This window comes from Frigoribacterium sp. 9N (assembly GCF_902506305.1).
Classification (GTDB): domain Bacteria; phylum Actinomycetota; class Actinomycetes; order Actinomycetales; family Microbacteriaceae; genus Frigoribacterium.
The window spans coordinates 288,645-303,770 of the sequence record NZ_LR733392.1; the positions used below are offsets into that span (position 1 = coordinate 288,645).

General features: G+C 71.4%; 9 protein-coding genes. 4 read left to right on the plus strand and 5 right to left on the minus strand.

Annotation, left to right across the window (positions count from 1 at the left end; translation table 11 throughout):
* Positions 1–59: 59 nt before the first annotated feature.
* The 3 genes from ARTHRO9V_RS04430 to ARTHRO9V_RS04440 all read right to left on the minus strand — a co-directional run bounded on the left by ARTHRO9V_RS04430 (position 60) and on the right by ARTHRO9V_RS04440 (position 3,535).
* Positions 60–986 (minus strand): carbohydrate ABC transporter permease, encoded by a 927-nt coding sequence (locus ARTHRO9V_RS04430; RefSeq protein WP_159825814.1) that lies wholly within the window; start codon positions 984–986, stop codon positions 60–62.
* On the minus strand, positions 983–2,071 hold the full coding sequence (locus ARTHRO9V_RS04435) for a carbohydrate ABC transporter permease (RefSeq protein WP_056049474.1): 1,089 nt from the start codon (positions 2,069–2,071) through the stop codon (positions 983–985). Before ARTHRO9V_RS04435 ends, ARTHRO9V_RS04430 begins: the two co-directional genes overlap by 4 nt.
* A gap of 210 nt (positions 2,072–2,281) precedes the next feature.
* Positions 2,282–3,535, minus strand: a complete 1,254-nt coding sequence (locus ARTHRO9V_RS04440) for an extracellular solute-binding protein (protein WP_159825816.1) — start codon at positions 3,533–3,535, stop codon at positions 2,282–2,284.
* A 232-nt stretch (positions 3,536–3,767) separates the two neighbouring features.
* Here ARTHRO9V_RS04440 and ARTHRO9V_RS04445 point away from each other — a divergent pair, with 232 nt between their 5' ends.
* On the plus strand, positions 3,768–4,766 hold the full coding sequence (locus ARTHRO9V_RS04445) for a LacI family DNA-binding transcriptional regulator (RefSeq protein ID WP_159825818.1): 999 nt from the start codon (positions 3,768–3,770) through the stop codon (positions 4,764–4,766).
* 18 nt (positions 4,767–4,784) lie between these two features.
* Here the strand turns inward: ARTHRO9V_RS04445 and ARTHRO9V_RS04450 are convergent, their stop codons facing one another.
* Together ARTHRO9V_RS04450 and ARTHRO9V_RS04455 are read right to left on the minus strand one after the other, a co-directional pair.
* A complete protein-coding gene (locus tag ARTHRO9V_RS04450) occupies positions 4,785–7,061 on the minus strand; it encodes an APC family permease (RefSeq protein ID WP_082460630.1) in 2,277 nt (758 codons plus the stop codon).
* A gap of 104 nt (positions 7,062–7,165) precedes the next feature.
* On the minus strand, positions 7,166–7,792 hold the full coding sequence (locus ARTHRO9V_RS04455; RefSeq protein WP_056049470.1) for a YitT family protein: 627 nt from the start codon (positions 7,790–7,792) through the stop codon (positions 7,166–7,168).
* 62 nt (positions 7,793–7,854) lie between these two features.
* Here ARTHRO9V_RS04455 and ARTHRO9V_RS04460 point away from each other — a divergent pair, with 62 nt between their 5' ends.
* From ARTHRO9V_RS04460 to ARTHRO9V_RS04470, 3 genes are all read left to right on the plus strand, one after another.
* Positions 7,855–9,294, plus strand: coding sequence for a PLP-dependent aminotransferase family protein (locus tag ARTHRO9V_RS04460; RefSeq protein ID WP_159825820.1), 1,440 nt, complete (start codon positions 7,855–7,857; stop codon positions 9,292–9,294).
* Positions 9,295–9,457: 163 nt separating this feature from the next.
* Positions 9,458–12,631 (plus strand): efflux RND transporter permease subunit, encoded by a 3,174-nt coding sequence (locus ARTHRO9V_RS04465; protein WP_159825822.1) that lies wholly within the window; start codon positions 9,458–9,460, stop codon positions 12,629–12,631.
* A gap of 297 nt (positions 12,632–12,928) precedes the next feature.
* Positions 12,929–15,049 (plus strand): DEAD/DEAH box helicase, encoded by a 2,121-nt coding sequence (locus tag ARTHRO9V_RS04470; protein ID WP_159825824.1) that lies wholly within the window; start codon positions 12,929–12,931, stop codon positions 15,047–15,049.
* Positions 15,050–15,126 lie beyond the last annotated feature (77 nt).

Sequence of the window (15,126 nt, forward strand, 5' to 3'; positions counted from 1 at the left end):
GCTCCTGGGGCTCCGGGTGGCGGGCGTGGGGTGCGACGGGGTGGGCGTCGCGGCGTGCATCACTCTTTGACGGCCCCGGCGCTGGCGTTCATGATGCGGCGCTGGAAGACGAAGAAGACGATGGCGACCGGGATCGTCATGACCGCGGCGGCCGCGAGCTTGATCGGGTACTGCGACCCCTGGCTCAGTTGCCCCGAGGCGAGGCTCGCGACGCCCTTGGTGAGGGTGGTCAGCTCGGGCGACTGGGTCGACACGATGAAGTGCGAGAGCTCGTTCCACGACCCCTGGAACGACAGGATGATGATCGTCACGAGGGCCGGGCGAGCCATGGGCAGGACGATCGACCAGAAGACCCGGAAGGTGCCGGCGCCGTCGATGCGCGCCTGCTCTTCGACGCTGCGCGGGATCGACTCGAAGAAGTTCTTCATGATGAAGACCCCGGCGGCGTCGGTCAGCAGCGGCACGATCATGCCCGAGTACGAGTCGTACATGCCGAGCTGGTTGATCACCAGGAACTTCGGGATGAGCAGCACGACCGCCGGCACCGCCATCACGCCGATCAGCAGCACGAAGATGACGTTGCGCCCCCGGAACTGCAGCCGCGCCAGGGCGTAGCCGGCGAGCGAGTTGAAGAAGACCCGCCCGAGCGTCACCACGATCGTCACGATCGCCGAGTTCTGGAACCAGGTCGGGAAGTCGCTGTTGAGGAACAGCTGGCGGTAGGCGGCGACCGTCGGCGTGATCGGGATCAACGCCAGCGGGTCGGAGGCCGCCTCGGGGTCGGTCTTGAACGACGTCGCCACGTTGATCAGGAACGGCAGGATGTAGATCGCCGCGATGACGATCAGCACGGCGTAGAGCACCGAGGTGCCGGCGATGCGTCGCGTGCTGCGGGGCTCGCGCCCGGCCGGGTGAGGTGGGGCCGGGGGAGGCGCGACCGGCGAGGAGGGGTTCGTCCGGTCGGCGATCGGTGCGGTCGTGGTCATCGCTCGACTCCTGTCGTGTAGAGCCGGGTGCGTCTCTTCGACACGGCCCGTTCGCGCAGCACGATGCGCTGCAGGATCGTCAAGGCGACGATGATGACGAACAGCACGAAGGCGATGGCCGCGCCGCGACCCCACTCCTGTTCGCCGAACGCCGAGGTGTACGAGAGGTAGGCGGGCGTCAGCGTGGTCTTCTGCGGGCCGCCCTGGGTGCCGGTGTAGATCTGGTCGAAGACCTGCCAGGTGCCGATGAGGCCGAGGGTGAGGACCGTGAAGAGCGTCGGTCGCAGTTGCGGCAACGTGATGCGCCAGAAGCGCTGCCAGCCGCTCGCGCCGTCCATCATCGCGGCCTCTTGGACGTCGCCACCGAGGTTCTGCAGGGCCGCCAGGAAGAGCAGCATGAACGTGCCACTGGTGGTGAAGACGGCCATCAGGATGAACGCGGACATCGCGACCGACGGCCCGGCCAGCCAGTCCCACCAGCTGACGCCGAGGGCGGTGTGGTCGGCCAGCAGGGCCGGGGGCTGCGTGACGCCGACGACGGCGAGCAGGTTGTGCAGCACGCCGCTGGCGTCGTTGAACCACGCGGGCCCGGTGATGCCGACGAACGAGAGCAGCTTGTTCACCGCGCCGCTCTGCGAGAACAGGAACAGCCACAGGACGGTGATGGCGACCGAGCTGGTCACCGACGGGAAGTAGAACGCGGTGCGGAAGAACCCGCGGCCGCGCAGCACCTGGCGGTTCACCAACACGGCGAGCAGCAGAGCCACGGCGGTCTGGATGGGCACGACGAGGATCACGTACCAGGCGTTGTTGCGCAGGCTCAGGCCGAAGTCGCGCTCGGCCAGGCCGCCGCCGCCGAGCAGGTCTCGGTAGTTCTGCGCCCCGACGAAGCCGACGCCGGCCGCGAAGGGGGAGCCCCGGCCGGTCCAGTCCGAGACGCTGACCCAGAGGGCCATCAGGACGGGCACGGCCAGGAAGAGGCCCAGGACGATCAGCACGGGCGAGACGAACAGCCAGCCCGAGAGGCCCTCGCCGCGCGAGACGGCGCTGCGCCGTCGGGGGACCTTGGTCGAGATCGCGGTCATGGGGACTGCCTTTCGTGCGCTGTCTCGGGTCGATGGGTCGCGCCTCCTCGGATGATCGCCGACGAGGCGCGGCCGCGGGGGAGGCGGGGAGCAGGACCGGGGAGGGACGGAGGCGCGACCGCCCTGGGGAGGACGCGTCGCGGCCCCGGCCGCCCCCGTCGGGTGGGGAGTGCGAGGCACCGCGCCGGGGGAGGCGCGGTGCCCCGAGGGTTACTGGAGGATCGCCTCGAAGTTCTTCTGCGCGGACTCGAGGATCGTCTTCGGGTCGCCGTCCTTCAGGCCGGAGAGCTGCGAGTTGAAGTCGCTGATCACGGCGGCGGACCCGTCCTGCGTGGGCGTGCCCTGGGCGAACTCGACCGAGTCGAGGAACGCGGCCTGGTCGGGGTTGTCGGACTTCCAGGTGTCGGCGGCCGACTGGATCGAGGGCATGACGCCGAACGCGTCGGCGAAGGCGAGCTGCTGGTCGGTGCTCGTCAGCTGCTCGACGAGGTCGACGGCGGCCTGCTGGTTGGGGCTGTCGGCGGCGATGCCCCAGCAGTTGGTGAACTGCAACGTGCCCTGGCCGCCGGGGCCGGCGGGCAGCTCGGCCACCTGGTACGACACGTCGGGGTAGTCGTTGGTGAGTGCGCCGGTGATCCAGTTGCCCTCGATGGTCATCGCCGCCTTGCCCGTGCCGAAGGCCTCGCCGCCCCAGCCCGCGCCGAGGTCGCTCGAGAACGCGGCGTCGCCGCTGGTCAGCAGGTCTTTCACGTAGGTCAGCGCCTCGACGTTCTCGGAGGAGTCGAGCGTCGCCTCGGTGCCGTCGGCGGTGGTCACCGCGCCGCCGGCCTGCGCCATGAACGCGCCCACCCGGGCGTACTCGGGGCTGAAGGCCAGGCCCACGTGATCGGCCGTCGTGAGCTTCGCGGCGACCGCCTTCAGCGAGTCCCAGTCGGTCGGGACGTCGGCGTCGGTCAGGCCGGCCGCGGCCCACATGTCGGTGTTGATGATCAGGCCGAGGGTCGAGAAGTCCTTGGGCGCGCAGAAGAACCGGTCGTCGAGCGTGAAACTGTCGACGAGGGTCGGGAAGAAGTCGCCCTCGTTGGCGAGCTGGTCGCCGTAGGCCAGGAGGCTGCCGTTGCCGGCGAAGCCCGCGAGCGTGTCGGTCGAGACGTAGAACACGTCGGCAGGCTCGCCCGAGGCAAAGCCCTGGCTGAGCTGCTGCGGCAGGTCGGAGGCCACGCTGACCTCGGCGCCGGTGCCCGAGTCGTCGGACCAGCTCGCGACGGCGTCGGTGACGGCCTTCGTCTCGGCGTCTCCGCTCGAGCCGATCAGCACGGTCAGCGAGTCGTCGCTGCTGGTGAGGGCGCCGTCGCTCGCGGCGCCCGACCCCTCGCTGAAGCCGGAGCCGCAGGCCGTGAGGGCCAGGGCCGAGATGGTGGTGAGGGCGGCTGCTGCCGCCAGGCGGGTCGTGCGTAGTCGCATGGTGGGCCTCTCGTCGCGTCGTTGCGATGGTGCGGGTGCTGTGGTCGGGGTGTGGTGCAGGGGTGGCGCCTCGGGATGGAGCGGGGGCGGACGTGCGATTTGATCGATCAAATCCGTGTCGTCAGAGTAGGCAGGCCGCCCCGTGGGTGTCAAGACCGGAGAGCCCAGAGGTACCCGGGCGCTGGGGTAACGTGACCCGAGGCCGCCGACCGGCGCCGGGGTGGAGGGCGCGATGACTCGGGTTCCGACACCGCGCCTCCCGACCGTCAGCGACGTCGCCTCGGTCGCGGGGGTGTCGCGGCAGACCGTCTCGAACGTGCTGAACGCGCCCGACATCGTCCGACCCGACACGCGGGGCCGGGTCGAGCGGGCGATCGCGGACCTCGGCTACCGGCCGCACGCGTCGGCGCGACGATTGCGCACCCGCAAGAGCTCGACCATCGGCATCCGGCTCGACCCCGTGCAGAACGGCATCTCGGGCGCGGTGCTCGACCGGTTCCTGCACGCGGTCACCGAGCAGGCCGACGCTCGCGACCACCGCATCCTGCTGTACACGGCGGCCGGGCCCGACGACGAGATCGCCCAGTTCCGCCGCCTGCTCGACGGCGCCGACGTCGACGGGTTCGTGCTCACCTCGACGTTCTTCGACGACCCGCGCACCGAATGGCTGATCGACGCCGGCGCCGACTTCGTCACCTTCGGTCGGCCCTGGGGGATCGACGACATGGGCGACCCGCAACACCGCTGGGTCGACGTCGACGGACGCGCCGGCCTCGCCTCGACGACCGACGACCTGCTCGACCGGGGTGCGACGCACGTGGCCTTCCTCGGCTGGCCTGCCGGCTCGGGCGCCGGGGACGACCGGAGGCGCGGGTGGCGCGAGGCGCTCGCGTCACGGGACACGCTCGATCCGGCCTCGATCGACGCGCTCGACCTGGCCGTCGAGGACTCGGTGCCGCTCGCCTCGGCTGCGATCCGGTCGGTGCTCGACGCGGGAGTCGCGGTGGACGCCGTGGTGTGCGCGAGCGACACCCTCGCGCTCGGGGCATCGGTCGTGCTGGGGTCATCGGTGCCGGTCGTGGGCTACGACGACACCCCGGTCGCCTCGGCGCTCGGCCTGTCGAGCGTCGAGCAACCGCTCGTCGACGTCGCAGGAGCCGTGCTCTCGCTGCTGCTCGACGACAGCGAGCCGCGGCACCGGCTGCTGCGGCCCCGCACCGTCTGGCGCTGACGCTCCCGGGCGCCGGCGCTACTTCTTCTTGCGGGGCGAGGTGCCGGTCGAGTTGCGGGCGGCCGAGCGGGCCTTGCGTGCGGCGGCGCCGCCTCCGCGGTTGCCGGCCGCCGAGCCCGGTGCGCGCGGGGTCTGCTTCGGGCCGGGTTTCGTGCCGTTCTGCGCGGGCTGGACGTCGAGGCCCCGCTGCACCGCGCCTCCTTCGACCGCCGCCCCGGCGCGGCCGTCCGGGCCCGCGTCGGCGCCCAGGGCCCCGCCGGCGGCGCCCGACCGGCGACCGGCCGGCTCGAGCACGCGGCGCGGCACGGGGCGGGGGCGGATCGGCTCCCCACGGCGGTCCTGGCCGGGGATCGGCCGCGATCGACGCCCGTAGAGCACCTCGGACGAGTCGAGCAGCCACGGCACGAGCGAGATCGTCACGCCGTGCACGAGCATGAGCTTCTGGCGGATGCGGCGGCTCTTGTGGTTGTGCAGCGCGGCCTCCCACCAGTGGCCGACGATGTAGATGGGCGTGTAGACCGTGACGACCTCGCTGCCGTGCTCTTCACGGTGGGCCTTGATGTACTTGATCAGCGGCATGCTGATGTCGCGGTACGGCGAGGCGACGATGCGCAGGGGCACCTCGATGTCCTGCTCGGCCCACTGACGCTGCAGGAGCGCCGTTGCTTCGTCGTCGATGCCCACGTGGATCGCCTCGAGCGACTCGTGGCGTGCGGCGATGGCGTAGTCGAGGGCCTTCAGCACGGGCTTCTGCATGGTGCCGACCAGCACGATCGCGTGGTCGCCGTGCGAGCCGAACTGCGTCGTGGCGTCGGGCTCGATCTCGACGAGCACGTCCCGGTAGTAGCGGTTCACGCCGAGCATCAGCACGAAGAGGATCGGCATGATGACGAACACCAGCCAGGCGCCGTGCGTGAACTTGGTCACCGTCACGACGATCAACACCGACGCCGTGAGCAGGGCGCCGAAGGCGTTGATGCCGCGGGCGCGGTACACCGCTCCACGGTCGGCGCATCCCTCGCGCAGCATGCGGGTCCAGTGGACGACCATGCCGGTCTGGCCGAGCGTGAACGAGACGAAGACGCCGATGATGTACAGCTGGATCAGCCCGGTGACGCTCGCCTGGTAGACGAGCAGGATGGCGCAGGCCACCAGCGCCAGCACGATCACGCCGTTCGAGTAGATCAGTCGGTCGCCGCGCGTGTTGAGCGCCTTGGGGGCGTACTGGTCGCGGGCCAGGATCGATCCGAGCAAGGGGAACCCGTTGAAGGCCGTGTTCGCCGCCAGCAACAGCACCGCCGCGGTGCAGGCCTGGATCACGTAGAACGGGATGCCGAACAGCGACCCGCCGAAGACCGCGCTCGCGATCTGCGCGACGAGGCTGCGCTGCGGCGTGGTGGCGCAGTCGACGAACCCCTGGAGGTCGCAGGCGTCCTCGGCGTAGTGCACCTTCGCGATCAGGGCGACGGCGACGAGGCCGGCGAACAGGACGATGGCGATGCTGCCCATCAGCACGAGGGTCTTCTGGGCGTTCTGCACCTTGGGTCGCCGGAACGCGGGCACGCCGTTGGCGATCGCCTCGACGCCGGTCAGGGCCGAGCAGCCGCTCGAGAACGCCCGCAGCAACAGCAGGATGAAGGCGGCCTGCGTCAGCTGGTCGGCCTGCACCGTGTACTCGGCGCTCTCGGCGACGGGCGGGTCGCCGAGGGCGGTGCGCACCAGGGCGATGACGATCATGACGAAGACGCTCGACACGAAGAGGTAGGTGGGGATCGCGAAGGCCTTGCTCGACTCGCGCACGCCCCGGAGGTTGACGGCCGCCAGCAGGACGACGAAGAAGATCGCGAGCTCGACGCGCACCGGCGCCAGTTCGGGCACGGCCGAGATGATGTTGTCCACGCCCGAGGCGACCGAGACGGCCACCGTCATGACGTAGTCGACGAGCAGCGCCGAGGCGACCACGAGCCCGGCCTTCTCGCCGAGGTTCTTGTGGGCGACCTCGTAGTCGCCGCCGCCCGACGGGTACGCCTTGATCAGCTGACGGTACGACGCCACCACGACCAGCAGCAGGACGACGACCGCGACGGCCACCCACGGCGCGAGGGTCAGGAACCCGAGGCCGCCGATCAGCAGGATCATCAGCAGTTCTTGCGGCGCGTAGGCCACCGAGCTGAGCGGGTCGCTGGCGAAGATCGGCAGTGCGAGGTGCTTCGGGAGCAGCTGCCCCTCGAGCTTCTCCGAGGGGAGGGGTTCACCGATCAGCCAACGCTTCGGCGACCGGGTGTCGTTGGTCACGAGCGGCGACTCTACTCCCGTGCGAGGGCCTGTCAACTTCGCTCGTGGACGATTTATTCCCGGTCAGCGCGGGTCGGTCCGAACTGGTTCGTACCGGCCGCGGCTCAGGCGGGCGAGGAGGCGCGGGCCGGGGCGACCACGGAGGTCGCCACCCGGCGCCGGGCGAAGAGCGGCAACGTGATCGCCACGAGCGGGCCGATGAGCAGGGCCTCGGCCGCCGTGCCGATGCCGACCTGCCCGCCGAGCAGCCACCCCGCGGCGAGGACCGTGAGTTCGATGACGGTGCGCGCGACGCCCACCCGCCAGCCCAACCGGGCGTGGAGGCCGAGCATGAGCCCGTCGCGAGGGCCCGGCCCGAAGTCGGCTCCGATGTAGAGGCCGCTCGCGACGGCGAGCAACAGCAGGCCGCCCGCGAAGGTCAGGCCTTGTGCCCACCACTCGGTCTGCTGCGGCAGGACGCGCAGGCCGAGGTCGGCGACCGGACCGATCATCAGGGTGTTGGCGATCGTGCCGAAGCGGGGTCGCTGGCGCAGGGGGATCCAGAGCAGGAGCACGACGAGGCTCGTGACGAACGTGACGGTGCCGAACGTCAGCCCGGTGTGGCGGACGAGCCCCTGTGACAGCACGTCCCACGGGGCGACGCCGATGCCCGCGCGGACCATGAGGGCGATGGCGAAGCCGTAGGCGGTGAGGCCGACGAACAACTGCAGCAGGCGACGCGAGAGGAGCATGGGGTCGATCCAATCGTTCGACTGGCCTGGTGGCAAGGGTCCAATCCGCCTAGGGTGGCCGCGTGACCAACCTCGACCACGGTGCCACCACGGTCTCGTCGCGGGCGCTCGGCGTCCTGCTCGACTCGTGGCGCGCCTCCTCGGTTCCCGGCTACCTGGCGCTCGCCGACCGCATCCGCCTGCTCGTGCTCGACGGCCGACTGCCGGTCGGCACCCGCCTGCCGTCCGAACGCGACCTCTGCGCGCACCTCGGGGTCAGCCGCACGACCGTGGCCGCGGCCTACGCCGCCCTCCGCGACACGGGGCACGTCGACAGCGTGCGGGGCAGCGGCAGCGTCGTCCGGCTGCCGGCCCGCGCCTCGGTGCCGCGTCCGACGACGACCGAGGGGCTGCTCGACCTGACGAAGGCGGCGCTGCCCGCGGTCGACGGCATCGCCGAGGCGGCGCAACGGGCGGCGGGGCGGCTCGGCGCGTACCTGGACGACCCGGGCTACGACCCGGTCGGGCGGCCGGTGCTGCGCGAGGCGATCGCCGAACGGTACCGACGGCGGGGGCTCGAGACGAGTGCCGACCAGATCGTCGTGACCCTCGGGGCGCAGCACGCGATCGCGCTGCTCGCACGCGTGCTGGTCTCGCGCGGCGACCGGGCCGTCGTCGAGGCGCCCGGCTACCCGCACGCCTTCGAGGCCCTCCGCGGCGCCGGCGCCCGCCTGGTGCCGGTCAGCGTCACCGTCGACGACGGCTGGGACGAAGCGGCGCTGATGCAGACCCTGCGGCGCACGAGCCCGCCGGTGGCCTACCTGATGCCCGACTTCCACAACCCCACGGGCGCGACGATGCCCGCCGACCAGCGGGCGCGCGTGCTCGAGGCGGCGGCCGCCGAGGGCACCGTCGTGATCGCCGACGAGACCATGGCCGAGATGGCGATCGACGACCGTCGCGACGCCCCCTCGCCGATGGCCGCGTACGGACGCGCGGTCACGATCGGCTCGGTCGGCAAGTCGCTCTGGGGTGGGCTGCGCATCGGCTGGATCCGTGCCGAGCGCCCGCTCGTCGAGCGGCTCGTGCGCGCCCGCTCGGCGGGCGACCTGGGCACCCCCGTGCTCGAGCAGCTGGTGGTCGCCGAGCTGCTCGGCGACTTCGACCGCGTGCTGGAGGCGCGGGCCGGCCACCTGAGACGAGGTCGCGACCGCGTCGTCCACGGTCTGAGGGAGGCGTTCCCGTCGTGGCAGGTGCCGTCGCCGGCGGGCGGCCTCACCACCTGGGTGGGGCTCGGGGCGCCGGTCAGTTCGCAGCTCACCCTCGCGGCCCGCCGGGAGGGCCTGCTGCTCGCGGCCGGCCCGGTGTTCGGCATCGACGGGGCGTTCGAGCGGTTCCTCCGCGTGCCGTTCTCGTACGCCGACAGCGACACCGACCGGGCGCTCGCCGCCCTGCGCGCGGCGTGGGACGGGGTCGACGGGGTGCAGGCGCCGACCTCGCCCCTGCTGGCCGAGATCGTCTGAGCCGGGTCCTGCGGTCGGCTCGTCCCCGTCACGGTGACCAGGCAGGGATCTGCACAGCGTGAAAGGAACCGCCGCCAGTTCCCAGAGAGGCTGGTGACAATGGAGGTGCGGTGCACGTCGTTCACCGCGCCTCCTCCGCTCTCCCTCTCACCACCGGAGCACCGTGCACCTGCTGTCCGTCTTCAGTCTGCGCAACCGCGCGCTGATCGCCCTCGTCACCATCGTCGTCGCCGTCTTCGGCGGCATCGCCCTCACCTCGCTCAAGCAAGAGCTCGCGCCCAACGTGCAGTTCCCGCAGATCGCGATCGTCAGCTCGTACCCGGGGGCCACGCCCGAGGTCGTCAACGAGGACGTCTCGACCCCGATCGAACAGGCCGTCCAGATCATCCCCGGGCTCGAGGGCACCTCGGCGACCTCGAGCACCTCGCAGAGCACGGTCTCGGCCGAGTTCACCTACGGCACCGACCTCGACTCGGCCGAGCAGAAGATCCAGTCGGCGATCAACCGGCTCTCGCTGCCCGACTCCGTCGACACCCAGGTGGTCACGGGCAGCCTCGACGACCTGCCCGTCATCCAGATCGCCGTCACCGGCTACGACTCGGCCGACTCGCAGGCCCTCGTCGACCGGCTGACCACCGTCACGGTGCCCGACCTGCAGAAGCTCGACGGCGTCCGCGAGGCCTCGATCTACGGCGACGCCGGCCAACGCGTCACCATCTCGCCCGACCAGACGGCGCTCGCCGCCGCGGGGCTGACCACGGCCGCCTTCCAGGACGCCCTCGACGCCAACGGCACGCTGATCCCCGGCGGCACCCTCACGCAGGACGGCAAGACGCTGTCCATCCAGGCCGGTCAGAGACTCACGAGCGTCGACGAGATCCGCGCCCTGCCGCTCCTCGGCGGCACCTCGGCCACGACGATCGGCGACGTCGCCGACGTGCAGCTGACCGGCGCACCCGTCACCTCGATCAGCCGCGTCGACGGGCAGGACGCCCTCACGGTCGCCATCACCAAGACCCTCGACGCCAACACCGTCGACGTGTCGCAGACCGTGCGCGACGCCATCCCGGGCCTCGCCTCCGACCTGGGTGACGGCGTGGAGCTGTCGGTGGTGTTCGACCAGGCGCCGTTCATCCAGCAGTCGATCGACGCGCTCGCCGAAGAGGGGCTGCTCGGCCTCGTGTTCGCCGTGATCGTCATCCTGGTCTTCCTGCTGTCGATCCGGTCGACCATCGTCACCGCCATCAGCATCCCGACGAGCGTGCTCATCACGTTCATCGGGCTGCAGGCGGCGGACTACACCCTGAACATCCTGACCCTGGGTGCGCTGACGATCGCCATCGGCCGCGTGGTCGACGACTCGATCGTCGTCATCGAGAACATCAAGCGGCACCTCACCGCGGGCGTCGACCGGCTCGAGGCGATCAAGGTCGGCGTCCGCGAGGTGGCGGGTGCCATCACCGCGTCCACGGTCACGACCGTCGTGGTCTTCCTGCCGCTGGCCTTCGTCGGCAACATCACCGGCGAGCTGTTCCGGCCGTTCGCCCTGACGGTCACCATCGCGCTCGTCGCGTCGCTCTTCGTCGCGCTGACGATCGTGCCCGTGCTGGCGTACTGGTTCCTCCGGGCACCGAAGGCCCACAAGCACGCGCCGGGGGGCGAGGCCGCCGCCGTCGAGGGGGCGACGGTCGAGTCGTTGACGACCCGCGCCTCCGACCCGTCCGACACCCGACCGCTCGACCGCCTGCGTCGCGCGTACGTCCCGGTGCTGCGGGGCACCCTGCAGCGTCCGGTCGTGACGATCCTCGTGGCGTTGCTCATCCTCGTGGGCACGGGCGCCGTCATCCCCTTCATGAAGACGAACTTCCTCGGGGCGAGCGGGCAGAACACGTTCAGCGTCACGCAGACCCTGCCGCCCGCGTCGAGCCTGCAGACGCAGTCCGACGCCGCCGACCGGGTCGAGCAGGTGCTCGAGGGCGTCGACGGCATCGAGACGGTGCAGCTGACCATCGGCTCGAGCGGGACGTCGATCGCGAGCTTCCTCGGAGGATCGGGCGACAGCACCGTCACCTACTCGATCACCACCGACGAGAGCGCCGACCAGGACGCCCTGCAGGCCGACGTCCGGTCCCGGCTGGACGACGTCACGGACGCGGGCGAGATCGAGGTCTCGGCGTCGAGCGGCTTCGGCACGAGCAACGACATCACCGTCGACGTCACGGCACCCGACCCCGACAGCCTGCAGACCGCGACGGACGCCGTGCTGAAGAAGGTGCAGGGGCTTCCCGGCACCGCCGAGGCCAGCTCCAACCTGCAGGCGGCCCAGCCGGTCATCGGCGTGCAGGTCGACCGCGTCGCGGCCGCGGCCCTCGGTTACAGCGAGGTCGCCGTGGGGGGCATCGTGTCGCAGGCCATCCAGCCCTTCCGGGTGGGGTCGCTCGAGATCGACGACAGCTCGGTCGACGTCTACACGGTCGACCCGACGCCGCCGGCGACCATCGACGAGCTGAAGGCCCTCGAGCTGCCGAGCCCGACCGGGCCCGTGCGCCTCGACTCCATCGCCACGGTCGAGCAGACGACCGGGCCGACCTCCGTCACGACGACCGACGCGGTACGTTCGGCGACCGTGACGATCACGCCGTCGAGCGACGACCTCTCGGCCGCCGGCACCGAGGTGTCCGACGCCGTGGCCGCCGTCGACCTGCCCGACGGGACCGACGCGACCATCGGTGGGGCGACGGCCGACCAGGCCAACGCCTTCTCGCAGCTCGGCCTCGCCGTGCTGATCGCGATCCTGATCGTCTACATCGTGATGGTGGCGACGTTCCGCAGCCTGATCCAGCCGTTGCTGCTGCTCGTGTCGATCCCGTTCGCGGCGACCGGGGCGATCCTGTTGCAGCTCGCCTCGGGCGTGCCGCTCGGGGTGGCATCGCTGATCGGCGTGCTCATGCTCGTGGGCATCGTGGTGACCAACGCCATCGTGCTGATCGACCTCGTGAACCAGTACCGCGAGAAGGGTCTGCGCGTGCGCGAGGCGTTGCTCGAGGGAGCGTCGCGGCGGTTGCGGCCGATCCTCATGACGGCGGCGGCCACGATCTTCGCGCTCACCCCGATGGCGCTCGGTGTGACCGGGCACGGCGGCTTCATCTCGCAGCCGCTCGCCATCGTCGTGATCGGCGGGCTCGTGTCGTCCACCCTGCTGACGCTCGTGGTGCTGCCCGTCATCTACTACCTGTTCGAGCGCATCGGCGAACGCCGGGCCGATCGACGGGCGGCGGAGTCGGGCGAGGGCGCCGAGGCGGCCGAGGGCGCCGAGACGGCTGCTGCCCGGGTGTGACCTCGGCCGGCGGGCTCCGGCCGCCGACCGACCGGAGGAGGCGGGGCTTCCGGTTCGGGGGAGGCTCGGGTATCGTAGGTGGGTCGGCTCAAGACACCGCGCCTGTGGCGCGAGCACATCGGCACCTGGTGGTGCCGATCATGCACAGCTTTGAACAGCACGAGGGTTTGTAAGTCTTGTGGGCCGGATTCCCGTCGAGTCACGACGGGATGAATTCACGATTGTGAACGGTCCTGGTCAATGGCTGCCCGGGTATTTCTTCGCGTCATCTCTGACAAGCCCGGAAAGAACTCCTCCATGTCTCCTTACGACAACTCCCGCCCGCGCACCGACCGCACCGGTGGTGCCCCCAAGGCCGGCTCGAAGAGCCCCAAGCACCGCGGCCACCGCGCCGACGAGGCCGGGGCCCCTGCCCCCAAGAAGCGCTGGGACGCCAGCGAGCGCGCCGACCGCGGACGCCGCGAGTTCGGCACCCGTGACGGTGGCGGCAACCGTGCCCCCGGCGCGGCCCGCTCCGACGACCGCCGCCCCAACTGGGAGCCCCGCGAGAAGCCGGCCGGCGGCAACCGCTTCGGCAACCGCGACTTCGACAGCCGCAACGGCGAGCGTGGCCGCGACGCCGCTCCCCGCTTCGGCCGTGACGGTGGCCGCGAGGCCGCCCGCGGCTACGGCCGTGACGGTGGCCGCGACGCCGCCCGGGGCTCCGACCGTGGACCCCGCTCGTGGGACCGCTCGGACCGCCCGGCACGCGACGACCGCGCCCCCCGCAGCTACGACCGCAGCGACCGCCCTGCTCGTGACGATCGTGCCCCTCGTTCGTTCGACCGCAGCGATCGCCCGGCTCGCGACGATCGTGCCCCTCGTTCGTACGACCGGAACGATCGCCCGGCGCGCGACGACCGCGCCCCTCGTTCGTTCGACCGCAGCGACCGCCCGGCGCGTGACGACCGCGCCCAGCGTCCGTACGGTGACCGTCCCGAGCGCGGTGGCCGCGCCTCCGGTGGTGTCGACCGCGACGCCCGCCCGGCCCGCAGCTTCGACCGCAGCGACCGCCCGGCTCGCGACGACCGCGCGCCTCGCAGCTTCGACCGCAGCGACCGCCCGGCCCGCGTCGGCGACCGCTCGAGCGACTTCTACCCCAAGCGCGACGCGGCGACCCACTACTCGCCCGAGGACGACGTCAAGCTCGAGAAGCTCAAGGCCGAGGTCGTCACCGCGGCCGACGTCGAGGGCGTGAGCTTCGGCGACCTGGGCCTCGGCGACAACATCGAGCGTCAGCTGGCCTCGATGGGTGCCGCGGCTCCCTTCGCGATCCAGGCCGCGACGATCCCCGACGTGCTCGCCGGTCGTGACGTGCTCGGCCGTGGCCGCACGGGCTCGGGCAAGACGATCGCCTTCGGTGCCCCGCTGGTCGAGAAGCTGATGGAGAACAACGGCGCGAAGAACCGCAAGATGGGCCGCAAGCCCCGCGCCCTGATCCTCGCCCCGACCCGTGAGCTCGCCATGCAGATCGACCGCACCGTGCAGCCCATCGCCCGCTCGGTCGGCCTGTTCACCACGCAGGTCTACGGCGGCGTGCCCCAGCAGCGCCAGGTCGGTGCCCTCAACCGCGGCGTCGACATCGTGATCGGCACCCCCGGCCGCATCGAGGACCTCATCGACCAGGGTCGTCTCGACCTGAGCGAGGTCGTCGTGACCGTGCTCGACGAGGCCGACCACATGTGCGACCTCGGGTTCCTCGAGCCGGTGCAGCGCATCATCCGCGAGACCGCGACGGTCCGCCCCGACGGCGCCCGCGCTCAGAAGCTGCTCTTCAGCGCGACGCTCGACAAGGGCGTGGCGAAGCTCGTCGACGAGTTCCTGGTCGACCCGGCCGTCCACGAGGTCGCCGGCGAGGACCAGGCCAGCGCCACGATCGACCACCGCGTGCTCCTGATCGAGCAGCGCGACAAGACCGCGGTCATCGAGCAGCTCGCCTCGGGCGGCGGCAAGACCCTGGTCTTCGCCCGCACCCGCGCCTTCGCCGAGCAGCTCGCCGACCAGCTCGAGGACGCCGGCATCCGCTCGACGAGCCTGCACGGCGACCTGAACCAGGCCCGCCGCACGCGCAACCTGCAGCTGCTCACGAGCGGCAAGGTCAACGTGCTCGTCGCGACCGACGTCGCCGCCCGCGGCATCCACGTCGACGACATCGAGCTCGTCGTCCAGGCCGACATGCCCGACGAGTACAAGACCTACATGCACCGCTCGGGCCGCACCGGCCGCGCGGGCAAGGAGGGCACCGTCGTCACGCTCATCACGCGTCAGCGCCGCCGTCGCATGGAAGAGCTGCTCGACCGCGCCGAGATCGACGCCGAGATGATCGAGGCCCGCTCCGGCGACCGCCTGATCGACGAGCTCGCGGGAGTGCAGGCGTAGCGAGCCTCCCCGGGGGCGCCCACCGCGCCTCCTGCTCACGCACCCCGTTCCGGACGACGGACCCCGCATCGCGCGGG